The sequence below is a fragment of the Wolbachia endosymbiont of Spodoptera picta genome, from assembly GCF_018141665.1.
Lineage (GTDB): Bacteria > Pseudomonadota > Alphaproteobacteria > Rickettsiales > Anaplasmataceae > Wolbachia.
The window spans coordinates 286253-310602 of sequence record NZ_CP067976.1 but is presented as its reverse complement, the minus strand read 5'-3'; the positions used below and the strand labels follow the sequence as shown (position 1 = coordinate 310602).

The 24350-nt window shown below is 33.7% G+C and carries 24 protein-coding genes and 1 pseudogene; 5 read left to right on the top strand and 20 right to left on the bottom strand.

What is annotated here, in order from left to right; all coding sequences use genetic code 11:
• Positions 1–11: 11 nt before the first annotated feature.
• The 5 genes from JKF54_RS01300 to JKF54_RS01280 form a co-directional block, all read right to left on the bottom strand.
• Complete coding sequence (locus JKF54_RS01300; RefSeq protein ID WP_211908314.1) at positions 12–671, bottom strand: VirB8/TrbF family protein; 660 nt, start codon at positions 669–671, stop codon at positions 12–14.
• A gap of 44 nt (positions 672–715) precedes the next feature.
• A complete protein-coding gene (locus JKF54_RS01295; RefSeq protein ID WP_010407430.1) occupies positions 716–1510 on the bottom strand; it encodes a hypothetical protein in 795 nt (264 codons plus the stop codon).
• A gap of 36 nt (positions 1511–1546) precedes the next feature.
• A complete protein-coding gene (locus JKF54_RS01290) occupies positions 1547–2398 on the bottom strand; it encodes a DNA polymerase III subunit delta' (RefSeq protein ID WP_211908312.1) in 852 nt (283 codons plus the stop codon).
• 17 nt (positions 2399–2415) lie between these two features.
• A complete protein-coding gene (locus JKF54_RS01285; protein ID WP_006013379.1) occupies positions 2416–3003 on the bottom strand; it encodes an L-threonylcarbamoyladenylate synthase in 588 nt (195 codons plus the stop codon).
• Between the two features lie 147 nt (positions 3004–3150).
• Positions 3151–3621 (bottom strand): hypothetical protein, encoded by a 471-nt coding sequence (locus JKF54_RS01280; protein ID WP_211908310.1) that lies wholly within the window; start codon positions 3619–3621, stop codon positions 3151–3153.
• Positions 3622–3696: 75 nt separating this feature from the next.
• Between JKF54_RS01280 and miaA the strand changes: the two genes are divergently transcribed.
• Positions 3697–4581 (top strand): tRNA (adenosine(37)-N6)-dimethylallyltransferase MiaA, encoded by an 885-nt coding sequence (gene miaA / locus JKF54_RS01275; RefSeq protein WP_211908308.1) that lies wholly within the window; start codon positions 3697–3699, stop codon positions 4579–4581.
• A 367-nt stretch (positions 4582–4948) separates the two neighbouring features.
• On the opposite strand, the gene JKF54_RS01270 is transcribed toward miaA, so the two are convergent.
• The 5 genes from JKF54_RS01270 to JKF54_RS01250 all read right to left on the bottom strand — a co-directional run bounded on the left by JKF54_RS01270 (position 4949) and on the right by JKF54_RS01250 (position 11821).
• Positions 4949–6511, bottom strand: coding sequence for a Mur ligase family protein (locus JKF54_RS01270; protein WP_211908702.1), 1563 nt, complete (start codon positions 6509–6511; stop codon positions 4949–4951).
• On the bottom strand, positions 6480–7712 hold the full coding sequence (metC, locus tag JKF54_RS01265; RefSeq protein WP_211908306.1) for a cystathionine beta-lyase: 1233 nt from the start codon (positions 7710–7712) through the stop codon (positions 6480–6482). The genes JKF54_RS01270 and metC overlap by 32 nt, the downstream gene beginning before the upstream one ends.
• 7 nt (positions 7713–7719) lie before the next feature.
• Positions 7720–8004 (bottom strand): BolA family protein, encoded by a 285-nt coding sequence (locus JKF54_RS01260; RefSeq protein ID WP_064085813.1) that lies wholly within the window; start codon positions 8002–8004, stop codon positions 7720–7722.
• Between the two features lie 72 nt (positions 8005–8076).
• Positions 8077–9990 carry a molecular chaperone DnaK gene (dnaK, locus tag JKF54_RS01255; RefSeq protein WP_211908304.1) on the bottom strand — a complete coding sequence of 638 codons (1914 nt, stop codon included), beginning with the start codon at positions 9988–9990 and terminating at the stop codon, positions 8077–8079.
• 73 nt (positions 9991–10063) lie between these two features.
• Entirely contained in the window at positions 10064–11821 is a 1758-nt protein-coding gene (locus JKF54_RS01250) for an Rne/Rng family ribonuclease (RefSeq protein ID WP_211908302.1), read from the bottom strand.
• 148 nt (positions 11822–11969) lie between these two features.
• Between JKF54_RS01250 and rpmG the strand changes: the two genes are divergently transcribed.
• Together rpmG and JKF54_RS01240 are read left to right on the top strand one after the other, a co-directional pair.
• On the top strand, positions 11970–12170 hold the full coding sequence (gene rpmG / locus JKF54_RS01245; protein ID WP_012481745.1) for a 50S ribosomal protein L33: 201 nt from the start codon (positions 11970–11972) through the stop codon (positions 12168–12170).
• Positions 12171–13127: 957 nt separating this feature from the next.
• Positions 13128–13424 carry a hypothetical protein gene (locus JKF54_RS01240; protein ID WP_211908300.1) on the top strand — a complete coding sequence of 99 codons (297 nt, stop codon included), beginning with the start codon at positions 13128–13130 and terminating at the stop codon, positions 13422–13424.
• A gap of 367 nt (positions 13425–13791) precedes the next feature.
• Here JKF54_RS01240 and JKF54_RS01235 read toward each other — a convergent pair whose 3' ends face one another.
• The gene (locus tag JKF54_RS01235) at positions 13792–14667 is read right to left on the bottom strand and encodes a zinc ABC transporter substrate-binding protein (RefSeq protein WP_211908298.1); all 876 of its coding nucleotides are present in this window, start codon (positions 14665–14667) and stop codon (positions 13792–13794) included.
• Between JKF54_RS01235 and JKF54_RS01230 the strand changes: the two genes are divergently transcribed.
• A complete protein-coding gene (locus JKF54_RS01230) occupies positions 14659–15390 on the top strand; it encodes a metal ABC transporter ATP-binding protein (RefSeq protein ID WP_211908296.1) in 732 nt (243 codons plus the stop codon). The genes JKF54_RS01235 and JKF54_RS01230 overlap by 9 nt on opposite strands.
• The gene (gene ubiB / locus JKF54_RS01225) at positions 15387–16808 is read left to right on the top strand and encodes a 2-polyprenylphenol 6-hydroxylase (protein WP_211908294.1); all 1422 of its coding nucleotides are present in this window, start codon (positions 15387–15389) and stop codon (positions 16806–16808) included. The genes JKF54_RS01230 and ubiB overlap by 4 nt, the downstream gene beginning before the upstream one ends.
• Positions 16809–16950: 142 nt before the next feature.
• Here ubiB and JKF54_RS01220 read toward each other — a convergent pair whose 3' ends face one another.
• The 9 genes and pseudogenes from JKF54_RS01220 to ltrA all read right to left on the bottom strand — a co-directional run bounded on the left by JKF54_RS01220 (position 16951) and on the right by ltrA (position 24346).
• Positions 16951–18453, bottom strand: a complete 1503-nt coding sequence (locus JKF54_RS01220; protein ID WP_211908292.1) for an ankyrin repeat domain-containing protein — start codon at positions 18451–18453, stop codon at positions 16951–16953.
• A 90-nt stretch (positions 18454–18543) separates the two neighbouring features.
• A complete protein-coding gene (trxB, locus tag JKF54_RS01215) occupies positions 18544–19491 on the bottom strand; it encodes a thioredoxin-disulfide reductase (RefSeq protein ID WP_211908290.1) in 948 nt (315 codons plus the stop codon).
• Positions 19478–20077: a peroxiredoxin gene (locus tag JKF54_RS01210; protein ID WP_010401485.1), complete on the bottom strand. Its 600-nt coding sequence runs from the start codon at positions 20075–20077 to the stop codon at positions 19478–19480. The genes trxB and JKF54_RS01210 overlap by 14 nt, the downstream gene beginning before the upstream one ends.
• 157 nt (positions 20078–20234) lie before the next feature.
• Positions 20235–20615 carry a hypothetical protein gene (locus JKF54_RS06250; RefSeq protein ID WP_246433210.1) on the bottom strand — a complete coding sequence of 127 codons (381 nt, stop codon included), beginning with the start codon at positions 20613–20615 and terminating at the stop codon, positions 20235–20237.
• A gap of 81 nt (positions 20616–20696) precedes the next feature.
• Positions 20697–21242 carry a hypothetical protein gene (locus tag JKF54_RS06245; protein WP_246433209.1) on the bottom strand — a complete coding sequence of 182 codons (546 nt, stop codon included), beginning with the start codon at positions 21240–21242 and terminating at the stop codon, positions 20697–20699.
• 323 nt (positions 21243–21565) lie between these two features.
• The gene (locus tag JKF54_RS01200) at positions 21566–21931 is read right to left on the bottom strand and encodes a hypothetical protein (RefSeq protein WP_246433208.1); all 366 of its coding nucleotides are present in this window, start codon (positions 21929–21931) and stop codon (positions 21566–21568) included.
• Between the two features lie 57 nt (positions 21932–21988).
• Positions 21989–22141 (bottom strand): annotated as a pseudogene (locus tag JKF54_RS06725) (IS630-like element ISWpi11 family transposase); the annotation flags it as partial.
• Positions 22142–22204: 63 nt separating this feature from the next.
• A complete protein-coding gene (locus JKF54_RS01195) occupies positions 22205–22897 on the bottom strand; it encodes a P-loop NTPase family protein (protein WP_211908288.1) in 693 nt (230 codons plus the stop codon).
• Between the two features lie 135 nt (positions 22898–23032).
• Positions 23033–24346, bottom strand: coding sequence for a group II intron reverse transcriptase/maturase (gene ltrA / locus JKF54_RS01190; RefSeq protein ID WP_211907771.1), 1314 nt, complete (start codon positions 24344–24346; stop codon positions 23033–23035).
• Between the last annotated feature and the right edge of the window lie 4 nt (positions 24347–24350).

Here is a 24350-nt window from a genome sequence, read left to right as displayed (position 1 = left end):
TTTAAATGTAATCACCTGTATTTATAGCCGTTAACAATAAATTTAAATGGTATTATACCAGTTAGAGTTGCTTTCATGTTTGATAAAGTAAATCTAACCTCCACAGCATAGTCTTTCATTTTCTTATTTTGCTCAGCTGCAAAAACTACAGTGGCATTTCCAGCAAATGTAACTAAGTCCTTGATCGATCGGTCAATAGATAGTGTTGTTACGTTTGTGTTGGTAATTTTTCTTGTGGATGAAACAGCTTCATTGTTTACTTTTTCCTGAAAGTCTTGATAGATTTTATATATAGAATTGTTTTTTATAAAATTTTCTTGATACTTTGGCTCAACAGTCCGAGAGGACTCATATGTTTCAATATATTTACTTATTAAATACCTTGCTATGGAAATGTACTCATCTTCTTTTTTACTAAAACTAAGTTTATGTATTGCAGAGAACTCATCTTCTGTGTGGTTCATATACTTCACAAAATTTAAATCTTTTTTAACAGGAAGTAATAGGTATATGTTTAGTAGTGATAAAAATAAACATACTAAGAGAAGTAACGCTATTAACGCCATCCAAGATCTTTCTACAACGCAGAACAGGTATCTGTGGCAATACCATTCAACTGCTTTCCTGAAGTAACTTTTGTTTTTTACTGATTCAAGTAATTTATCTTCCATAATACAAACCCAATTATATAATATACTGGATACTCTAAAAAACTTTAAAATATGTCTAAATTTTCCAAAATAGGATGAATTATTATATCACCTTGTTCTGCAATAAGGTGAAATTTATCAATTTTGCTCACATCTAAATTTATCATTTTTACACTGAAGCTTTCAGGATCATAAGTATTACTTTCTGCACTTTTGTGATAATTATAGTAGTGTAATTTATTTTGATCATCAAAATAACCAAATTCATCAGCAAGAGTTCCCACTTTTTTGCCTTTACCGTCTCTGACTAGCTCAAATAGATCAATTACATGGTTTTCAGATCCAGGCTCAATAGATCCTTCTACAGCAAAAAATTTAGGTGCATGACCAACATACTCCTTAAGTTTTAGATTATTAGTCTTTTTTATACTACCAAAATCCATGAGTTTATATTCATCTGAAAGACCAGAATATTGTGGATCATACTTTTTATATTCAAAAAACTCATTACCTAAAAAATTACAAAACGTTAATTTACAATCATCGTGATTGGATTTAACAACTTTAAAGTAATGAAAATCTCTAGGGATCTTTACTTCCTCTTTCGTAATATGATTACGTACAACAAGTTCATCATTAATCATATGATAGCCAATTCTTGGCAAAGTAGCTATATTGATTGCCTTGTTTAGCTTAAAATTTGCCTCATAGATGCCACTTGATAGCTCCTTCCCTTTTTCTAAAGTGACGTCTTGATCTAAAGATGTATTCTTGATTAAACTCAATTCTTTCTGCATGTTCAGTATAGTGTTTGTTAAAACTTCTATTGATTGCCATACAGTTAATTTATTATCATTCAAGTTATATACTTTCAGTATTAAATTAGCAGAATTTTATCATAAATTTATGTTAAAAGTATTACATTTTTGTGTCATGATGTTAACTACATTAGCTAAAACATGCTTTTTATCTAAGCGAAATTGCTTTGCAGCAACGAAAAGTTCATCTATTTCTTTCCATTGACTTAGTAGAATTTCAACATTATTTACTTCTTTCTTTATACTTTCTAAAATGGAGGTTTGAATTATATGTGATGCTAGTTCTAGCTCAATCTCACTATTAATTATTTTATTAACTATATCAGAATTATTTAGATTACGGAAAAATGTATAAAAATGCTTATGTGACTCATAAGCACCACTGTTTATTGCATTTATTATTACTCCCGGAGTTCCAGGAAACAAAGTAATGATCTCACTAAATATTTTATCGTCGAATTTACACTGAGATGAAACAACCTGCTTTGTTTCATCGTAAGTTAATGGAAGTAAATTCAGCTGAAAACACCTACACCGGATGGTGGTTTGTACATCATATGGCTTATGGCTAATTACAAATATTTTAGAATTTTGTGGCGGCTCCTCTAATATTTTTAATATTGCATTTTTAGCATTATTAGTCATTGACTCTAAGCTATCTATTATAGCTATTTTATATTCTGATTGAATGGGGCTTAAGTGCAAAAAGTTTTTCATTTCTCTCACCTTTTCCACTCCTATTGTATCACCTTCAACAATGTGTAAGTCTAATGCTACTTCATCGTAATTTTTTATAAGAAACCAATTAGAAAAGGATTTTGCGAATGTTGCTTTTCCTATACCTTTTTTACCACAGATCAGCCAAGATTGAACAGACAAGTTGTTCATTATCTTTTTTTTTGCTTGGTTGTGGCCTATCACCTTTTTCATTCTTTCTCCTATAGATCTTAGTTTGAAAATTCGTTATTTATTGTTTGTAATGAAATTTTACCTTTTCTTAAAACCTTAATCTTGTCTCCAGTTAAGTCAATAATAGTAGATTCTATACCAGAAACTAATTCATCATCTTCAATTACTGCAGATAAGTGTTGCTTAATAGACTGAGGTATATCTCTTGCTTTGCATATACTTTTTTCTCCTGAAATGTTAATACTAGTTGCAACTACTGGAGTTTTCAGTTCATTTAATATTGAAATCGCAATAGGATGATCAGGAATTCTTATGCCTATACTATCTTTAAAGAACTCATTTGGTAATATACTGTTATCTTGAAGTGGTAAAATATAGGTCATTGGTCCAGGAGAAAAATAGTTTATTAAATCGATATACTCTTCCTTTACCTTTGCTATATTTATCAAACTATCAATATTACTAACAAATACAGAGAGCGGCTTGTTTTGAGAACGCTTTTTTATTCGATATATTTTTTCTATAGATTCGTTACCTAGCGCATTACAAGAAAGAGCATATACTGTCTCTGTTGGAAAGCATGCTAACAAATTATTTTTTATTGCATTTATTACTTCAAATACCATATAGCTAAAACTTATGTCTACAATAGCTCTGGGTTTACCGTTATCTCCCTATATGGTAGCAATTAAGATACCGAAATGGCTAGCACGCATCTGTTGTATACTTACAGTAAATTTTATTAGCAACTGCTCGTTTTTACAACAGATTTACTACAATCCGAACTCCTCATTGATTTTATCGACTATCGTCTGTGGTGGATCATCTCCCCATCCTGAATATAAAATCTCTCCATAATCTGCAACATCTATAGAGCCAGTTCTACTTTTTGCCAGAAACATTTCTCTTTTATCTTTATCAATTAATACACAGTGCCAAGCTGATCTTCCTCGATCTTTACCACGAACTAGATATATGAGATCTGATCTACTTCTTCTTGTTGCATCAGCAAAGGATCTTTCGTTGATAGTTCTGCTTTTACTCTTTATGCCGCCACTTTCAGAAAAAGCTTCCTTGGCTTCAGCTTTTTTGTTTGCCAATTCAGAAATTTTTCCTTTTGCTCCTAGTGCATGTTCTTTGGTATTTTGAGATGAATACTTACTGGAAAAACCTCCTCTTGTCTCATTAGAGGTCCTATTTGTAAAACGCTTAGTAAACGAGTTATCGTTATCATTTTCTGCCATAAAAGTCTCCAAATTTTAGATTGTAGAATCCAAATTTTTACTACACCCTATCATAGGTTAGTTATATTAATATGAATGAAGGATAATATAGTAATTATTACAGGAATTACAGCCTCAGGTAAATCAGAATTATGCGATAACTTGATAAAAAAGTATAAAAACATTAGCATAATAAACTGTGACTCAAAGCAGGTATACAAAGAGATTCCCGTAATTACTGCTCAACCACCAAAGCAGAAAGAATTTTATAGGCTATACGGTTATGTTTCAGCAAGAGAAAATTATTCCGTAGGTTTATGGCTAGAGGATTTAAAGAGGGAAGTTAACAACGCGCTGAAAAATTCACGAATACCCATCATCACTGGAGGAAGTGGGCTTTACATTAGCAGCTTAATCAAGGGATTATCATCGATTCCACAAATAAGCCAGGAAGTGAGAGAAAACGTAAATGAACTTAGGAAAAATTTAAGTAAAGAGGAATTCTACAAATTAGTGCTAAGCAAAGATCCAAGGATTCAAGGTAAAATATTTATTAATGACTCACATCGCCTCTCAAGAGCACTTGAAGTTATCACTGAAACTGGCAAGACAATCTTTGTATGGCAAGAAAATAGACAGCCTCTTTTGTTCAATAATTTTAAGGTATATACAATTCTACCTAAACGTGAGGATATATACCGAAAAATAAATTCTCGTTTTATTGAAATGGTTGAAAATGGAGCAACTGATGAAGTAAAAAACCTACTTAGCATGAACCCATCTCCACATTTGCCAGCTATGAAAGCACATGGAGTACCAGAAATTATAAGATACTTAAAAGGGGAGATTACTTTAGACGAAGCAATACAGATTGCTCAAACAAACACAAGGCATTATGCAAAACGCCAGTACACTTGGTTTAAAAATCAATTTCCGAATTCTCAAGTGATTGACTGTGCAAATAAATTGACAGAATTTTAGATATTTTAATTATTATGTATTATATTGCTATGCCTATGCAAACTTTTCTTGATAGTATTAAACTTTTTTCTTAAAGAACTTTCATCATTGCCTAAATTGTGATTATTAAATTCTTTGTAAAAATATTCTTACTTATGAAGCGCTACTATACCTGTAAGAGCCTTTATCACTAAATGAACTATATCACGCAATATTTCATCCTCAATTTTTCTATATTCTCTCACTAATCTTGTAACCACAATCTCCACTTTCATATCCTTGTATAGCTCTTCTCATAATAGTAGGAACAAGATAAGATAGTGATTTAGTGTAACAAGAAGGTAAAAATGCCAGCAGCGTACAGTTATGACTTAAGGAAAAAAGCCATTCAGGCGTTGGATGAAGGAGAGAGCAAAACAGCAGTAGCAAATTTTTGGCCCTCTCTAATAACTTCAACATCACTAAATTCAAGGGATTGGCCTTCTATTATTTGGAATCTTTCATGTCCTTTTCCTGCAACTAGCAGAATCATATTTTCATCATGTGCTATATTTATACCTTTCTCTATAGCTTTTTTTCTATCTCCTATCTCCAGTGCATCAGGGCAATGTAACAAAATATCGTGACGAATTTTCCCCGGATCTTCATCACGCGGATTGTCATCTGTGACTATAACTTTACCTGCAAGCATTTGTGCTATTTTACCCATCTCTGCACGTTTTGTTTGATCACGATTCCCGCCACAACCAAACACTAGAACTATCTTTTTATTGAAGTGCCATTTTAAAGACAACAGAGCTTGTTTGAGTGCACTTGGAGTATGAGCGTAATCGACAAATGCAAAAGTGTTCACTTTTTCCATTCTTCCAGATGGATAAGCGAGTTTATCTATACACATTCTTTGATAGTCCATACCAGATGAAATAACTATACCGATTGCACACAACAAATTATATGCTTGAAATTGCCCAAAAATCGGAAAAAATGCGTTATAAATTTCATCACCGATTTGAATTGTCAGGTATTGACCATTGGCAGTGGGTATCTGCTTTAATAAAGTAATGTCAGAGTTTTTTTTTCCATAGGTTATAACTTTGTTGCCACGCTTTTCAGCTATGTTGAGCAACTCTCCATATTCGCCTATATCTGCATTTAAAATCGCTGTTTTTTCTTTTGGCAATACCTCATCAAACAACCTTTTCTTGGCCTCAAAATACTCATCAATACTTTTGTGATAGTCCAAATGATCTTGAGAGAAATTAGTAAAAGCTGCAGCATTGAGCCTGAGTCCATGGATTCTGTATTGATCGATTCCATGGCTTGAAGCTTCTAATGCTAAGTGTTCTACGTTCTTATTATTTATGTCACGCAATGTGGAATAAAGATCATCTGCACTTGGCGTTGTAAGGCTATTATCTTTTCTATTATTATTGACACATGTTCCCAGTGTTCCTATAGACGCTGCATTATCTTGCCAAATCTGGCGACAAAATTCCACCACTGAAGTTTTACCATTCGTACCAGTTACAGCAGCAACATATTTAGGTTGTTTGAATTGATAAAACCTGCTGACTATTTCACTGTATATTCCTTGAGGGTCCGAATGGTAAAGCACTGCAAAACTTGGAGTACTTGTCATTCCAGTGCTTGACACTGGAATCCAGTTTTCATTATACAATTGTCTAGTATGCTTGTTTACAATCAAATTTTCTGGATCCCAGTGCCTGAGCACTGGGATGACATCTTTCTTGGCCCCTTGTATTACAACGTCTACACAGTTGTATACACATCCATTAGGAAGACATGTTACGTGTTCTTTACTCCTTTCTGACACACAAACAAAAAGGTAACCTTCTTTAACTGTCTTAGGATTACATGTGACGCCTTTGATTTCAATATCAAAGTCAGTATTTACAATGTTATGCAGTAGCTCTTTCAGTCTCACAATCATCTTTAACACTTGAACATGGCAGTCTTATTAATGCAGTATTCAAGTCAAAAATCAAATCTTCAGGATCTTCTAGTCCGCAAAATATTCGCACAAAACTTCCACCATAATCTGAATTCATGACAGATCTCGACATAGATTTATGACCTATTGGTAGTATCAAACTGTCACATCCTCCCCAAGAAGCACCGATGCCGAAAACTTTCATGTGATCAACCATACAGCCTAGTTCTTCACATGAATATTCTCTATCGAGTACTATACTAAATACGCTACTTGCCCCTTTGAAATAACTTTTCCATAAATCATGCTGAGAATAGGAAAAAAGTGCGGGGTATAAGACTTTTTTGATTTTTGGATGTTTTTCCAGCCACTTTGCCACTTGCATTGCTGTACTTTGATGCTTCCTCATGCGTGTTTGCAGTGTTCTAAGTCCCCTGTGTGCAAGGTAACAGTCATGCGATTGAATGGTGACTCCATAATTTTTATAGCTCTCATAAAGCAATTTAAAAATTTTACTTTCAGCAACCATAGCTCCCATCACTAGATCTGAGTGACCGGCTAGATACTTTGTCACCGCGTATAGTGCAACATCAATTCCATAATCAAGCGGCTTAAACAACAAAGGAGTGGCCCATGAATTGTCACAAACGGTTACGATTCCACGTGCTTTAGCAACTTTTACTATATGCTCTATATTTGAAATCTCAAACGTTATAGAACCAGGAGTCTCAATCATGATGAGTGAAGTATTACTCTGAACTAAATCAGTTATATCCTGTGTCGGATTATAAAAAGTTACTTCTACTCCTCTTTTTGGTAGTTCATTTTCGGCAAATCTCTTTAGCCTATAATAACTATTATCTTGTATCAGGACATGTGAACCTGCTTTAGTGAAAGTCAAAATAGCAAAAGTAAGTGCAAATAATCCAGAAGGGTAGATGAGTGCTTGTCCCCTACCCTCAATTTCAGCCAGTGCATTTGAAAAATAATGAACAGTAGGCGTACCAACATTACTGTAACTGTAATCCCTTGCAACACCATCATTGATTACATCGTATATACTTTCTCCATTTGCTGCATTTAAGTAGTCCTTGTAAGTAGGAAATAATATAGTAGAAGAATGATAAACTGGTGGGTTCATCGACCCTTTATAATCATTAAATTTTCTTCCTGCTTTAACTAATAAAGACTCTTCGTTCATATTTTTATTATTTATTTTTTAGATTGTATTCGCTTTGCGTATACAAGTGAAGAGAAATCGCATGTAATCGCTCTATTTCACTCTTTAATAATTCATAGATCAATTTATGCCTCTTTAAAGAGCTCATTCCAGAAAAGTCGTTAGATATTAATACTAATTTGATATGTGAAGGTAGTGTCGAAGAAGAAGCAAAATAATGATCTACATGCTTTGCTGATTCATCGATAATATTAATATCAATTACACCTATTGAATCGCGTAATTTTTCTTCTATTGTCTTAATAATATCCACAATAGTTCCTTTAAGCAACAATACGCTCCTCTTGTCATCCCACAGTATCTGGGCACTGGGATGACAATCAAATTACTTATTCTCTTCTTTATTATCCATGTCTTGATAATCAGAATCTACTACTTTTTCTTCCTCATTATTTGTTGTGGATGAGCTTTCTCCACCTTGTTGTTGTTGAGATTCCTTATACATAGCTTCTCCAAGTTTCATAGATAACTGAGAGAGGTTAGTAACTTTCTGTTGTATTGAATCAGCATCATCAATGTTGTCAGATTTACTCACTTCCTTTAACTCATTAACTGCATTTTCAATAGCAGATTTATCTTCTGGAGAAATTTTATCACCATATTCTGTTAGAGATTTTTCTGTAGAATGAACTAAACTATCCGCTTGATTCTTCACTTCAATAAATTTCTTACGCTTTTCATCTTCTTGTGCTTTTTCCTCAGCTTCTCTCACCATCCGATTTATTTCATCCTCCGATAAACCACCTGAAGACTTAATACGTATTTTTTGCTCTTTTCCAGTAGCTTTATCCTTTGCAGAAACATGCGCTATTCCATTTGCATCTATATCAAATGTCACCTCAATTTGAGGAACCCCGCGAGGAGCAGGTGGTATTCCTTCTAAACTAAACTGACCAAGCAGTTTATTATCAATCGCCAATTTTCTTTCACCTTGATGTACCTTAATTGTAACGGCTGTTTGGTTATCTTCTGCAGTTGAAAACACCTGAGATTTTTTTGTGGGAATAGTAGTATTACGTTCAATAAGTGGAGTGAACACTCCCCCTAGAGTTTCAATACCAAGAGAAAGTGGAGTTACGTCAAGTAGTAACACATCTCTTACATCACCTTGAATAATTCCTGCTTGTATTGCAGCCCCAATTGCTACAACTTCATCAGGGTTAACTCCTCTATGTGGATCTTTGCCAAAGAATTCTTTAACTTTCTCTATGACTTTTGGCATACGAGTCATGCCACCAACAAGAACTACTTCACCAATTTGACTAGCAGACAAACCAGCATCTTCAAGAGCTTTTTTGCAAGGAATTATAGTCCTTTCAATTAAATCATTCACTAAACTTTCAAGCTTTGCTCTTGTTAGCTTCATATTTAAGTGTTTTGGGCCACTTGCATCAGCTGTAACAAACGGTAGATTTACTTCTGTTTCCATTGCACTTGACAATTCTACCTTTGCTTTTTCTGCAGCTTCTTTGATTCTTTGCATAGCCATTGGATCGTTTTTCAAATCAATGCCATTACTTTTCTTGAATTCACCCAGTAAATAATTTACTACTGCATTATCGAAGTCTTCCCCTCCAAGGTGAGTATCACCATTTGTAGCCTTTACTTCAAAAACTCCGTCACCTATTTCAAGAACTGAAACATCAAATGTACCACCACCAAGATCATACACTACTATTGTGTGTCCGTGCTTTTTATCAAGACCATAAGCAAGTGCTGCAGCAGTTGGTTCGTTAATTATTCTGAGGACATTTAATCCAGCAATTTTTCCTGCATCTTTTGTTGCTTGACGTTGAGAATCATTGAAGTACGCCGGCACTGTTATCACAGCATCCTTTACTTCTTCCCCAAGATAAGCCTCAGCTGCTTCTTTCAGGTTTTGTAGTATAAATGCACCAATTTGACTAGGAGAGTATTCTTTACTATCAGTTGTTTTAACCCATGCATCACCATTTTTTGCTGCAAATACCTTATACGGTACACCTAGATTCTTCATTTCAGGATCGCTATATTGGCGACCTATCAATCTCTTAGTTGCAAAAAAAGTATTATTTGCATTGGTAGTTGCTTGCCTTTTTGCTGGAGCACCAATCAACCTTTCTCTAGACGAAGTAAATGCAACTATAGACGGAGTAGTTCTTGCTCCTTCTTTATTCTCGATTACTTTTGCATCCTTGCCTTGCATTATTGCAACACAAGAATTTGTTGTTCCAAGATCTATACCTATTGCTCTTCCCATAATGAATACTCCCTTTTAAATATTATCTGATGTAAAATATATAAGTATAAAACTCGTTAATTACAAGTCCCGTTTAGTTGTTAGAGCCCAAAAGGCGCGAAAGCCATTTAGTTAACCAAAAGTTGCCCGGTAGTTTATCTGAACTACCAGCTTCTTTATCCCTGCTATTCACAATTTGACATCCAGAATTCTGCAATGGCTTATAATCATTAAAATTAATATGGTCTCCTTGCTTTAAAATAAATGTATCTGCATCTAAACTATTATCAATACTAACATTTAATGTAATATTGAACTCTTTTTCGATTGTAGAAACCATATCACGCTTATTATTAAAAATGTGCGCTATAACTGCACTGCGTGCTATTAAATCAAAGGACTTATTTTGATTTTTATTAGCAATATGTTGCAAATCCCTTAGTATCGATGCAACAACCACTTCGTTTGATTTCACTCTTCCAATACCTTTACAGCGTAAGCACTCTGTAGTATTAATTTCCTGTATATTTGGTTTAATTCTTTGTCTTGAAAAGACCATTAAACCAAAGTCATTGATAAAGCTAAATTGAACTTTAGCTCTATCATCTTTAAACGCCTGCTTGATAGCAAATTCAACATTTTTGCAATACTCAAGTTTCAACATGTCAATAAAATCAACAACTATTAACCCTGATAAGCCCCTGAGATTCGCTTGCCTTGATATTTCAGATAATGCCTCCATATTAGTTCTATAAGCTGTTTTTTCTATGTTATCTTCTCCTGTCATTTTCCCTGAATTTACGTCTATTGAAACAAATGCCTCAGTTAAGGTTATCACCAAAGACCCACCAGATGGTAATTCTACTCTATTGCTATATAATTCAGAAATTTGATCTTCGACTCGATAGTAAGTAAAGATTGGAACAGAACCTCTATATAATCTAGGACGTAATTTTCCTTGTAACACATTTTTAGTGTATTTTCTTACCGCTTCACAAACTTCTCTATCAGATACTATAATTTCTGTATCATTACTACAAAAGTCACGTACAGATCTCATAACTACATCTGCTTCGTTGTAAATTAATGATGGAACATTTAAAGAAGAGAAGTTTTGCTGGATATCTTGCCATAATAAGGTCAAATTATCGTAATCTTGCTCAATTTCTTTCTTACTTTTTCCTGCACCAACAGTTCTTACTATTAAACCTGAGCCTTTTGGTAAATTTATTGAATTTAATATATCCTTTAACTGTTTTCTAACGTTGGTATCTTCAATTCTGCGAGATACTCCACCCCTACTTATGGAATTGGGCATGAAAACACAGTATCTACCAACCAAAGTTACGTATGTTGTAAATGAAGCTCCTTTATTTCCTCGTTCTTCTTTAGTTAATTGAACCAATAACTTTTGATTTACTGAAATCACATCTTGTAACTTATATTTTCTATGTAAAGGTACCTCCCTCACAAAACCACTGCTGGATTCATTACTAGCTGTAGAATCTAGGCCTTCTTCTGTGCAATTATCATTTGAACAGTCCACATCGCTCGAATAGCCTGCGTCAGGGAAAATTTCCTTCTCTTTTTCTGGAATATTAAAGTAATTTAGAGATATCTCAGAAAAAGACAAAAAACCTTGCTTATTTTTTCCATACTCAATGAACACGGCCTGCAAAGCAGGCTCTATACGCTTTACATAAGCAACGTATATATTACCTCTTAATTGTCTTTTTTCCTTGAATTCTTGTTCAAACTCTACAACCCTACCATTAACTAGTAGGGCAACCCTTACCTCGTTAGAACAGGTAGTACTTTCTATCAATAATAACCTTTTGCCATCACTTGCCACTTATTTACCGTCTGCTTTTCATTCTGAAATGTTCTTATACTACTTAATATATTATTGATTGTCAAGAATTTTGCGACCTGCATTATTGGGTTGACTTTCAGTGTTTTGCGTTCTAAACTTGCATAGAATTTATTATATCACTACAATTATGGCGAAAAAAAATGCTTCTTTGCTTGTCAAGCTAGTTAGCACCGCAACCAAAACAACAAAAACTGGAGAAGAGAAACTAACAGGCTATTTTTGTGTAAAAAAACGTAATCCTAAGAACCTTCCCAAGAAGCTCGAGTTTAGAAAGTATGACCCAGTGGTCAGAAGACACGTATTATTTAAAGAAGAAAAATTAAAGTAAGTATATTATCATGCAAAGCTTACAGCTAAAAGGAGTGTAGCTTATTGCTCACTAGTTATACTGTTTTGCATTAGAGAAAGTCTATTTGAGGTTTTGAAAGATTACGGTAACTTGTATAAGTTATGGGGATTGAGCCACCTGAATAAGGGCTGAAAATGGTAGCGTTTTTGTCCTGATCTGGCCTTTTTATTGCTTAAATGGAAAAAAGTCATTAGAAAGCTTGGCAAGTGTAGAAGTTTTAGTATAAATTTACTGTTTTTAATGTACACTAAAGGTACTAGATAGGCTACTTCTTTTTATTTTAAAAAATTACCCACAGTATTATGTATAAATGCACATAATTATAGTTCTTATAGTATGTTCTTACTAAAGAAGTCGAAAGTGTCCCTATAAAAATTAAAGGTCAGTTATCAACAACTTAGTTCTTCAATTTATTAAATAAGACTTGATCTGACACTTTAAATGATCCAGATAGTCTATATACCATCACACTCTGTGACCATACACTTAGAGGTTGTTCACAAACTTTTGAATTCTTTTGTTAAACTTTTACAGAAAAAAATTGCTTGCGCATATTTTAAATCTGACTATAATCATATTCAAAGATATTTTAAGAGCTCAAAATCTATCTTTATCTGCAGACTTTTTTCATTAAACAATCAAACTCATTAAAAAATGTGGCGTATCTTCTTCAGCGTACGTGGGTGCACACACATACTTAATCTCTGTCGTATGTGCGCCGCACTTTTTTTCTAATCTTTTTTACACAGGAGGATTTTATGTCCAGTATGCCAGATACTTGATCTTTACTTTAGCTAAAAACCAATAGGCGCCTATGGTTTTTATAAAGAAAGTTTAGAAAATAACCAAAAACCACTTGCCATAAAAAGTAACTATATGAGTATAATATTCACATTTATATGTTAATATAGATATAATAAGATTAAGGAGTATATTATGGTAAAATTTACACAAGATTCTGCTTCATTGACAGTGCATGGTGTTGATTTACTTAATTTGTGCCACAGACAGTGTGAAAATAAATACGAGGGTAATGATTTCTTGACAAAAATTAATAGATCTTGGTGTAAGGCTGACTGTAATAGAAAATTAAAAGCTCCTGAACACCATTCACCAGAAAAAGTAACACTTAGTGAACAGTTAACAGATATTGCAAGTAATCTCCGTTTTGAGAGCATAAAATTATCGCTTATATCAGATGAAATAGACAATTACAATTCAATGTCTTTTTAATTAGAGTAAAAGAAGATATTGGTTATCTTCTTTTTTTTATACGATTATTTCTATAATTAACTACTTGAAATTAAGTTCGTTCAGGCAAGATAATTATGAGTAAAAATAGCAGATGCAAGTAGCTGGCACACAGCTGTACGAGCATTCATTTTTGAGGGCATAGCAAATGGTGTCATTCAAGTAGCTGACATTGGCTTGCCCTAGTCTCATCAAGAACGTTGTGCTTTAACATAATATTTTTATGCTTACCAACTTAACTGAATCCCAGACTGGGATGATATACTTCTGGTAGATAATGTCGGTATAGTTGTGATTGGAATAGAAAGCACTAAGTTTGCAATGCTATCTGAATAGATAAAAGAACTCATTACTCAGTGAAACAAGACTTGAAATTTTGTGCAATGCTGCTGATTATATCTAGATATGCATCCTTTCCAGGCTCTACATCTGATCCAATAGGATCAAGAATCACCATTTTTACGTCACTAGAAAAGACATTAGGCTTTATGCTATCCTCTCGTGAATGAGAAACAATACATTTAACGTTTTCCTCTTTCATTACCTTTTTTAATTTCATTAAACTCTTCATACCTATGTAAGAATCCTCTTCTATAGAAAGAACGGCGCTTGGGTAACTTAAATCAAAATATTTTTCGAAATATTGATAAGCATCGTGAGTAACTATGTATTTTTGATTTTTTAACTCATCCAATTCTTTCGTAATTTTTTCTACTTCTTGGTCTATCTTTCTTATAGCCTCCTCTGCGTTAGTATTGTATCGATAGGCATTTTCTTTATCTATATTAGATAATGTTGCACTGATAGAAAGTATCATACTTTTTGCATTTTCAGGACTCAGCCAAATATGCAAATCTTTTTCATCTTGAATGTGACTAGAAAATGAATGTGGTCGAGCAGGAAGTAGATCGATTGCACTTGATAGCGGTATTAACTTCTTATTTTCTTTAGCGAAAGTTTTAATGAATGTTTCCAAAGAATCATCGATATAAAATATAATATTACTAGATTCTAATTTACTTGCGTCTGAAGGCCTGAGCATGTAGTTATGTTCAGACACTACTTCGTACATTAGTAGTTCTGGCTTTGAAATTCCATCTGTAACAGAAGCTACAAGTGAGTGTATAGGTTTGATTGTAGCTACAATTTTTAAATTGGACGAAAAGGCACTATTGTAGTATAATGTAAATAAAAGTAATAGAAAAAAAAACAGTAAATGTCTCATATAAATGTTGAGAAGAAGTCAATTTTTGCCAAAAAATTAAGTGGTGTCAATAACTGCATTCTAAAAATAGAAAACCTTACTCTTTCATACGGTAATAAAAAAGTTCTTGATAATATCAACATATCAGTACAAAGAGGAGATATAGTTACAATACTTGGTCCAAATGGCGGAGGTAAAACCTCTTTAGTGAAAGCAGTTGCTGGTATAAATAAAGGTTTTATTGGAAGTATTGTATTCGCTGACAATATAAAAATTAGCTATATGCCACAAAATTTTAGTATTGGTAATTTGATGCCAATAACAGTTGAGTCTTTCCTTTTCAATAGCTCCTCGAAGAAATTGAAGAAAAATCAACCCATTGTTACAGAAGCAATAGAATTGGTTGGTATCGGTAACATCCTAAAAAATCAAGTATTAGAAATCTCTGCAGGACAAACACAATTACTGCTGCTTGCACGCTGTTTAATTTCAGAATCTGATTTGATCATTTTAGATGAGCCAGTCAGTGCAATGGATATTAACGCACGAGCTAAATTTTATGATATTATAAATAAAATCGCAAAAGAACGATCAGTATCGATTCTCATGACTTCTCATGACCTTAACTCTGCTCTACCATCCTCAGATTACATAATTTGCATAAATAATACTATCTATTATCAAGGTAAACCTGATGAAATTATGGAGATAAATGAAATATTTGGCAGTTACGCAGCGAAATGATTCAAAATATTCTACGTCTTCTGCAAATAACTACAGTGCTAACACGCTACAATGTGTTACCTTATTTACTTCCACCATCAAAAAAATCAATAAATAAAATACAAGGTCATAAACTAAAGCGTGCTCTTGAAAGATTAGGTCCGGTGTTCATTAAATTTGGGCAATCCATTTCATCACGCACTGATATTTTAAATGAGGACATAACAAATAACTTGCTATTGATATGTGATAGATTGCCATCATTTTCGTATAAAATAGCACTTAAAACTATAGAAAGTGAGTTTAATTGTAAATTAAGCGACATTTTTTCAAGTTTTTCTGAAAAGCCAATTGCAGCAGCATCAATTTCTCAGGTGCATAGAGCAGTTACAATTGAGGGTAAGGAAGTTGCTGTAAAGGTTTTGAGGCCAAATATTGAGAAAACATTCTCAAGGGATATAAAAATGCTTTCTTGGCTTGCAGAAATTGCAGAAAAATTTAGCGAACAATCAAAAAGGCTGAAGCCAGTTGAATTAGTCAAAACTTTTGCTGAAATTTGCCGATTAGAGTTAGATCTACGTTTTGAGGCTGCCCACTCTTCGGAACTGAAGGAAAATACTAAACATGACAGAGGTTTCTACGTACCTGAAATAGATTGGAGTAGAACTTCAAAAAAGGTTTTAACATTAGAATGGATGGAAGCTATACCAATATACGAAGTTGAAAAGCTGAATAACCGAAAGCAAATAGCTATCAATCTTATAGAATCTTTTTGTAATCAGGTATATAGGGATTATTTTTTTCATGCTGATATGCATCCTGGAAATTTAATGATCGATAGTAATAACAATATTATTGCCCTGGATTGTGGAATCATGGGTAGAATAGATCGTGAGACATGCTATTACGTTATAGAGATACTCAAAGGCTTTTTAAATAGGGATTATGATCACGTTGCAAAAATGCACTTTAGAGCCGGTTATGTTCCATCACAGCATAGAAATTTTGTTACAGCTTGCAGAGCAATAGGTGAGCCCATTGTTGGACAGCCTATACAGAAGATTTCATTTGCTCGATTACTTACTCAGCTATTAAAAATAACTGGTGATTTTGATATGAAAGTTCAAACACAATTGTTATTGCTGCAGAAAACTATGATTTTATTAGAAGGAACATGTAGGAAAGTCTATCCAGAAATCAATATGTGGAAAGTAGTTGAAACATGGATAAACAGTCAACATGAAAGTAAAATAGGGTATAGGGAAAAAATTAAAAGCTCTTATCCCATCAAAACAATCCAAGGAATATTTAGCCTTATAGAAAAATTAAACCTAATAGCTGACAAAAAATTACAGGTGAAAAATAAATCAAATGGAAAAGCCTACTTTTTACTTTGGTCTATAATTATAATTCTCATCGTTAAACTTTTAATTTCTTGAACTCAAAGATAATAAAAGCAAGTTTACAACAACTATTTAAGTCTTGAAACCACTCAGGTTCACATTCACTCGAATTATCAAGGTATTTTCAGGATGTATAAAACTTTCAGTAGAGTTTAGAGAAGAAGTAAAAACCTTAACTCTATCTTAAACTGATAACATTACCAAATTCAGTGCTTGTCACATCACTCAGTACTGTACTTGCTTTATATGAACAGTAGCACCCAATTGCAATGAAAACAGATGCAGCTACAGCAAGTGAAATACATATTTCTAGATTCGATATTGTTAAACATGTACCAACAGCAAACGCTCCAGATAACACAAAAGAAGCAGAGGCATAGTTACTTTGCCTTCTATTATAAATGTTTGCTTCTGAAAGTTTTCTGTTTTTGTTCTTTAAGTCTTGATTTTGAGCTTGAAGTTCTAATCTCTCTTGCCTAAAATCCCTTTCTAACTGTGAAATTTTGTTAGTGTCTCTTGTTCTTTCACTTACGGCCTTATTCAGCTCTTGCTCTTTTTTTCTAAGTTGAGTTTTTGTTCTTTCAAACTCATCTCTAAGGTTTTCAAGTTGACTTTTTTCTCTAGTAAGTCGAGCCTTTGTTCTTTCAAGTTCATTTCTAAGGTTTTCGAGCTGCTGCAACTCTCGAGCAATAAACTCATCGTTTATTGCTGGTTGAACATTATGTGTATTTGCTACAGGTTGCTCTGCACTTGTAGGGAATTTTTCATTTAGATATTCTCTGACAGGATTAAAACTTTTAAGCACCTCAATAACAATTTGATCATTCATAAAGCAATTATTTTCTATTAATTCTTTTACATCATCCAAATCTTTTCTATTAATAGCATCAGTTAATCGCTCCTTCATAACTTGCTCAATGATTTGCTTCAATCGTGAATTTTGCTCTATAGCTGGTATTGGCTTTATTTGACTAAAATCTAGCTCCTTATGTTTTAAAAGTTTAGTCAATACTTCTTCATTTTCTTGTGTTATTCCTTGTAAACATGATTTGATAATCAGACTAAGTGGTGTTTCTATTTCTCCATTTGAATTTCTTTTCCAACAATTAGGGTTGAGTTCTTGATTCAATAGTCTTTTTGCTTGGTCAATATTTCTGTTAGAAAGAGCATTTAATAATTCTTTTCCTGTTTTTGCTTTTTGTATTTCTATTATCAAATACTTAGCACAACTTGTTCTAACAAATTGCTCAGGATTTTGAAAACTTTTATTTTGTAGATAAATACTTATTCTCGGATGACTTAGTAAGAGTTGTAACACTTTCTTTTGAAGAAAACACATTGCTAGATGCAAAGCTGTATTGCCATCACGTTTTTCATGAATATTAACATCTATGCTTTGGTGAAGTAGAAGTAACCTAATCATACTCTGATATTCTTTCTCTGCTCCAGAGCCTGAAGATAAATTACTAATTATAGATATCAAAGGTGTCATGCCTTCTTCATTAAACGTATTAACATTCGCACCTTCTTCCAGAGCTCGCTCAAAATCTCCTAGATTTTCATCATAAATAGCTTCAAATAATTTTGTTGTTGATTGTCCTGAAGTTGTTTGATTTTGAGCTCGTAATCCTACATCACTAACAACCCTTCTTCCAAAATCTACATTACTTCTCGAAAGCATACTAAATTCTCCCCAACCTATAATTTATTGACATAATTATAAAAAAACAAAGAAAATTGCAAGTAATTTAGTTAAAAATTTTAGAATTAATTATGATTCCAAAAACTTTTCCGCATCAAGTGCAGCCATGCACCCTGTTCCTGCGGCAACTACTGCCTGGCGATATACCTTATCTTGAACATCACCAGCAGCAAACACCCCTGCCCTACTGGTTAGAGTTGTTCCAGGTTTCGTAATTATATAACCTTGCTGATCCATTTCAACAAAGCCCTTAAAAATACCTGTATTTGGTGCATGCCCAATTGCAATGAACACTCCATCTACTTTCAATTCCTGGGTTTTATTGATGTCTGTTGATTTAATTGTAATGCCAGTAACTTTTTTAGGATTTTCTTCTCCAAGAATCTGCTCTACGGTATGATTCCATATTACCTTTATCTTATCATTTTTAAAGAGCCTGTCTTGCATTACTTTCTCTGCTCTTAACTTATCACGCCTGTGTATCAGTATAACTTTCTTAGCAAATCGAGTTAAAAATATTGCTTCTTCAACAGCAGTATTTCCACCACCAACCACAGCTACAACTTTATTTCTAAAAAATGCACCATCACAAGTTGCGCATGCCGAAACTCCGTAACCTTGAAATTTCTTTTCACTCTCCAGGCCAAGCCACTTCGCTTGCGCACCAGCTGCGATTATAATTGCATTCGAATAGTAGTCACTAGCATTACCACAAGATCTAAATCTATACTTATTAGAATCCTCAAGTTGTTCAACGCTTTTTATTTCGTCATCTATTATCCTTGCCCCCACCTTCTCTGCATGCAACCTCTTTTGTTCCATGAGTTCTGGACCTTGTATAGAAATAAAACCTGGATAGTTTTCAACATCCGTAGTAATTGTAAGCTGACCACCAGGTTGCATTCCTGTTACTACAATTGGCTCTAAATTTGCACGTGCTGCATATATAGCAGCAGCATAACCCGCTGCTCCAGATCCAATAATAAGAACTTTTGTACTCAATTTATAATTCTGCACTGTGTGAGTTTAGATAATCAGCCACTCCTTCATCGCTTGCCTGCATTGCTGGCTTACCTTTTTTCCACCCTGCTGGACATACTTCACCATGCTCTTCATTATGTTTTATTGCATCAATAATTCTAATAAACTCATCGATATTACGCCCTAAAGGAAAATCATTTATCGATTGATGACGTACAACAAACTTATCATCAATAACAAAAGTTGCTCTTAGTGCAATTGAGTCATCATATAAGACCCCATAGTCTCTTGATATAGACTTTTTGATATCAGACACTAAATTGTAGCTAACCTCTCCAATACCACCATCATTAACTGGAGTGTTTCGCCATTTATAGTGTGAAAATTTTGAATCTATACTTATTCCTATCACTTCAACATTACGTTTTGAAAAATCTTCTATTTTGTTGCTAAATGATATCAACTCAGTTGGACAGACAAAAGTAAAATCAAGTGGATAGAAAAAAAGGACAGCATACTTATCCTTTATATGTTTACTTAAACAGAAATCATCAACTATTTTTCCACTAGCAAGAACAGCCGAAGCAGTAAAATCGATAGCGGATTTTGTTACAAGATTCATAACTAACCTATTCATTCTTAATATTTATAATTTTATACCTTGATACATTTACATGCAAGTTTTCTTTAGCCCCAATCCTATAAAAACTTCCTCTTATGGCTGTAAAAATGTTATGATAAGAGCTAATTTTTATGAGTAGGGAAATACCCAAATATTACTATCTTTCACCTTTTCTCCCTTCAAATTTTTTAACCATTTCTTTTACACTTACATTCGTGGAAGGTAAATTTTTGCTGGCAAGATGGTTGATCGAAGATTTTTTATTCCCTACTGGAAATGAACGAGATTGTTTTCTCTTCACACTGATATCCGTTTGTGTTACTGAAGCAGTTTTGTTTTCAGCAGGCAACACGTTCTTTACTTGATTTCGCTCAAATCTTTCTTTTAATGCCTTTACTTTACTACTCTCGCGAGTCACTTCTTTTTTCATAGCAACTACTAGTACTTTTGGTCCATCAGCTTTTTTTGCTGATTCTTTACCATCTTGATTTTCAGATTTTAGTGGTAGTGTAGGGCTACTCTCAGCTGATTTTTCCACTACTATTTTTTGCTCTGTGCTTACTTTTTCGCCTAAATCTTTGGGCTTTGGTGGTACTGCAGGTTTATCTTTTTTCGGTTCTTATCTAATTTTTTGATTGATAGTAAACATTTTCTCTGGTACTTGTGGTACTCTTGGTGGTTTTGGTGGTGCAAGAGATTGAAGTTGTTGTTTCTTCCTATGTTCTCTTTTTGCTTCTATATGTTCTTTAGAGATTGTTGCATAAATCGGCTCTTCTTTAATTGATTGTAGATTACGCAAATCTTTTGTTAAAGATTTACTTTTTTCCTCTTGATAATTTGATATTTCTTCATACTCAGGATCTTCGTTTAATGAACCTCCATAACCTGAATCTTCTCGCTCATATAAGAGATTTTTCTTTTGCTGTCTATTTTCTAAATTTATTCCATATGACCTATATTTATCTTGACTTCTTTCTATTCGCTCTAAATCTGAAATTTTTTGAATAACATCTGTATATTCGATTGCTGTTCTAGCAGTTGAAGGAGGCAATTTATCTTTTATAAAATTACTTATATTCCTAATCGAAACATCTCTTCCTAATATTCTATTGAATATCCTAAGAATTAATGGCTTTTTATTTGCCTTCTTTATACAATTATTCAAGTCATCACGTATAACAAGCTTAGCTACATCTTCTGCCTTATCTGTAAAACCCTCTAAAGCATGAGATAAATCTGTTACTGTTTTATCATATTGTTTCTCTGAATTTCCTAGCTTTATAGCTTTGATCAGAGAATCAAGATTTTTTTATAATCCTCACTTTTAAATGGATCATGCATACTAATTGTAATATTTTATTGAAATATAGATCTAAAATATTAAGATCTAGTGAGTATTACTTTTTTAGTTCATATATAGCTATAGTTACACGGCGATAATGCGTAGCAGAATAACGATTTTGTCATTCTAGTGTCTGCTGTTATCCCTTATCTAGGTGTGTAAAAGTGAAATCTAGTTTCGCTATATAACACAGTCTCATACAAGTAGCTTCTCGATTGAGAGTTGTCTTCTGCATTGAGCTCAACATTATTTACTACTTTTTCAGTAATAATTTCGGCAAACTCAGGAGAAAGTTCTTTTGCAGAAAATGCAGCATGTACATCATTTTTAACAAAGAAACACGTAGCAAGTGCAAATACTGCTGTTGGTACACAGCACCAAGGAGAAGCTATACTAAAAAAAGTTGTAGAAGCTACTAAAGTAAATATTGCTTGAAGCATAATATACTGTTTATCAATGCCAACATATTCAGCCATCAATTTTCTAATTTTGTTATTGCTGCCGTATGGCAAAAAAATATCTTAATAAAAGCTGTTACACTATTACTAGCAAGATATCAATCACGCTCTATTGGATCTATATTTTGATTTAAAATCGCCTATTTTCTTGCACCTTTTTGCCATTCATAGAATGTTAACTTTAAACCTCTTGGCTACAAATGCTCTACTTTCCCCTACATCCAATGCTTTTTTCCTTAAATCATAACTATATGCTGCTGGCATTCACATCTCCTCGCTACTTTACCTATTCCATCATGTTCCGACTATTAGGATTTGATTGGTTTCTTATTTCTCTAAAGTTTTAATGTATTCCGTTAAAACCCTGAATCCAATGTTAGAAACTGTATCTTTTGTTATAAAGGCTATTTCCCTCAATTTTTGATGTAAACTAGGTGGCAACCTTAACACTGACTGTGCTGGCTCTGATTTTCTAACAGTAGATAAGGCTTCCTCATAAACAGATTCAATTTCCCTAATTGCTTTTAAATCTAATGGTTTATATTCAACAATTGCCATACCTTCGCCAGAGGCGTCTTGAACTGCAGCTCGCCAACTTAAAAAACTATCGAACCTTGTTAAGTTGTCAAATTCACTTAAAAAATCATCACATTCTTCAATGTGTTTTTTAGCTGCACCTGGATTGGTGTGTACTCCATTAAATAGCACTCTTGCTTTAAAGGTTTTATTACAACTTTGAGTACCGTTAACTAAGTTGCTCAGAGTGTCAAACGTCCACATATCAATCCCAGATGGATTAATGGGAAATATAGCTAGATTAGCTAATGATAAGGCAGCCCTTAAAGTTTCATCTGCTCTTCTTGCGTCAACAATAATATCTTGATATTTGGACTGTAAAGCTTGTAGCTCATTTCTGATTACTACACCAATGTTAATTTGGCCTAACACCTTGTGAATACTGTTAATTTTCGGTAAACTTTTGTCCTTGTCTCGCAGGGATGCCCACAAGGTAGCTAGCATTAATGGGTCAAGATCATAGAGAAGGGTCTGGTAGAGACTTATGACCTTGAAATCAGCGATTTGGTCTCATAACCATAGTCTCCCCAAAAGAACCGTGCTTGCGGATTTCCCGCACACGGCTCCACAATACAGCGTTCACACTAGTGCTCCTGTGTATAAAGAAACATATACCTTTGGTTTTGGTAATGGATTTACTTTTAAATAGTGTATAAATTGTTCCCAATCGATACTTTTCTTTTGACTACGTCGGTTTATCCACTTAAATGCTAACTTTGTTGCCAGTCGATTGAATTGAATCAAACACCGATAATTTCCGCTAACTCCGAAGTAGCTATAGTGTCCTGTTAGTTTGGCTTTAAGTTTCTGCCACCAATCTTTGAGGCAGATACGACTTCGTACCATCTTCAACCACTCTTTGATTTCTTTAATCTTTCTAGCTAGGCTTATTTTTGAAGTTTTCTGCTTCATCATAAGTTTACCATTACGACTTTTTCCACAATAATGTGTAAATCCTAGAAAGTTGAAGCTAGCCGTCCTACGTTTCTCTCTTTCTGCTTGATACCATTCTTTCTTACCAAACTTTACTATTTTTGTTTTATTTTCAGCTATTTCCAATCCAAATTTACTTAGTCTTTGTTTCAGTAATTCTAGAAATTCTTTTGCGTCTTCTTCCCTCTCGCAGCCAACTACAAAATCGTCGCAAAACCTTATTAGCTGTATATATCCTCTGGCTTTTGGCTTAAATTTCTTTTCAAACCATAAGTCCAGCACATAGTGTAAGTATATATTAGCTAATACAGGGCTTACTATACCACCTTGTGGTGTGCCTTGATCGGTTGCTTTATAACATCCAACTTCGACTATTCCTGCCTTTAGAAATCGTTTTATTAACCACAATAAATTTGGGTCAGCTATTCGTTCCCTTAGACAATTCATTAGCCATTTATGTTGAACATTATCAAAGAACTTCTTGATATCCACTTCTACAATATAGTTAATTGGTTTGTGCATAACTGCTTTATCTAGAACGTTTATCGCCTGATGACAATTTCTTCCTGGTCGAAATCCATACGAGCTGTCCATAAAGTTTGCTTCATAAATATTTTCTAATATCTTCTTTAGCATTACCTGTACCAACTTTTCTTCTGTTGATGGTATTCCGAGACCGCGTTTTTCCTTGCTTCCAATTTTGGGTATGTATACCCTTTTCACTGGTTGCGGTCGGTATTGCTTTCTCTTCATACTATCCACTAGCATTCTAAGTTTCTCTTCTAGATTTTCTCCATAAGCTTCCACTGTCACACGATCTATACCGCAAGCCTTGTTGCGTTTTAGTTCCTTGTAACACTCTGCAAGATTCTCTTCATTAATCAAATGAACTAGCGATGTAAATTTTACTCGCTTATCTTGCTTAGCCCTTACTGCTATCTGGTTTAGTTTTCCTTGCATACTC

What these genes read in the sequence shown, in the direction of transcription:
- JKF54_RS01300 (WP_211908314.1), bottom strand. Translation starts at nt 671, where the DNA reads ATGGAAGATAAATTACTTGAATCAGTAAAAAACAAAAGTTACTTCAGG.
- JKF54_RS01270 (WP_211908702.1), bottom strand. Translation starts at nt 6,511, where the DNA reads ATGATTGTGAGACTGAAAGAGCTACTGCATAACATTGTAAATACTGAC.
- JKF54_RS01210 (WP_010401485.1), bottom strand. Translation starts at nt 20,077, where the DNA reads ATGAATCTTGTAACAAAATCCGCTATCGATTTTACTGCTTCGGCTGTT.
- ltrA (WP_211907771.1), bottom strand. Translation starts at nt 24,346, where the DNA reads ATGCAAGGAAAACTAAACCAGATAGCAGTAAGGGCTAAGCAAGATAAG.
- miaA (WP_211908308.1), top strand. Translation starts at nt 3,697, where the DNA reads ATGAAGGATAATATAGTAATTATTACAGGAATTACAGCCTCAGGTAAA.
- JKF54_RS01240 (WP_211908300.1), top strand. Translation starts at nt 13,128, where the DNA reads ATGGTAAAATTTACACAAGATTCTGCTTCATTGACAGTGCATGGTGTT.
- JKF54_RS01285 (WP_006013379.1), bottom strand. Translation starts at nt 3,003, where the DNA reads ATGGTATTTGAAGTAATAAATGCAATAAAAAATAATTTGTTAGCATGC.
- JKF54_RS01220 (WP_211908292.1), bottom strand. Translation starts at nt 18,453, where the DNA reads ATGCTTTCGAGAAGTAATGTAGATTTTGGAAGAAGGGTTGTTAGTGAT.
- JKF54_RS01280 (WP_211908310.1), bottom strand. Translation starts at nt 3,621, where the DNA reads ATGGCAGAAAATGATAACGATAACTCGTTTACTAAGCGTTTTACAAAT.
- JKF54_RS01195 (WP_211908288.1), bottom strand. Translation starts at nt 22,897, where the DNA reads ATGCTAGCTACCTTGTGGGCATCCCTGCGAGACAAGGACAAAAGTTTA.
- JKF54_RS01230 (WP_211908296.1), top strand. Translation starts at nt 14,659, where the DNA reads ATGTCTCATATAAATGTTGAGAAGAAGTCAATTTTTGCCAAAAAATTA.
- JKF54_RS01235 (WP_211908298.1), bottom strand. Translation starts at nt 14,667, where the DNA reads ATGAGACATTTACTGTTTTTTTTTCTATTACTTTTATTTACATTATAC.
- ubiB (WP_211908294.1), top strand. Translation starts at nt 15,387, where the DNA reads ATGATTCAAAATATTCTACGTCTTCTGCAAATAACTACAGTGCTAACA.
- metC (WP_211908306.1), bottom strand. Translation starts at nt 7,712, where the DNA reads ATGAACGAAGAGTCTTTATTAGTTAAAGCAGGAAGAAAATTTAATGAT.
- rpmG (WP_012481745.1), top strand. Translation starts at nt 11,970, where the DNA reads ATGGCGAAAAAAAATGCTTCTTTGCTTGTCAAGCTAGTTAGCACCGCA.
- JKF54_RS01290 (WP_211908312.1), bottom strand. Translation starts at nt 2,398, where the DNA reads ATGAAAAAGGTGATAGGCCACAACCAAGCAAAAAAAAAGATAATGAAC.
- dnaK (WP_211908304.1), bottom strand. Translation starts at nt 9,990, where the DNA reads ATGGGAAGAGCAATAGGTATAGATCTTGGAACAACAAATTCTTGTGTT.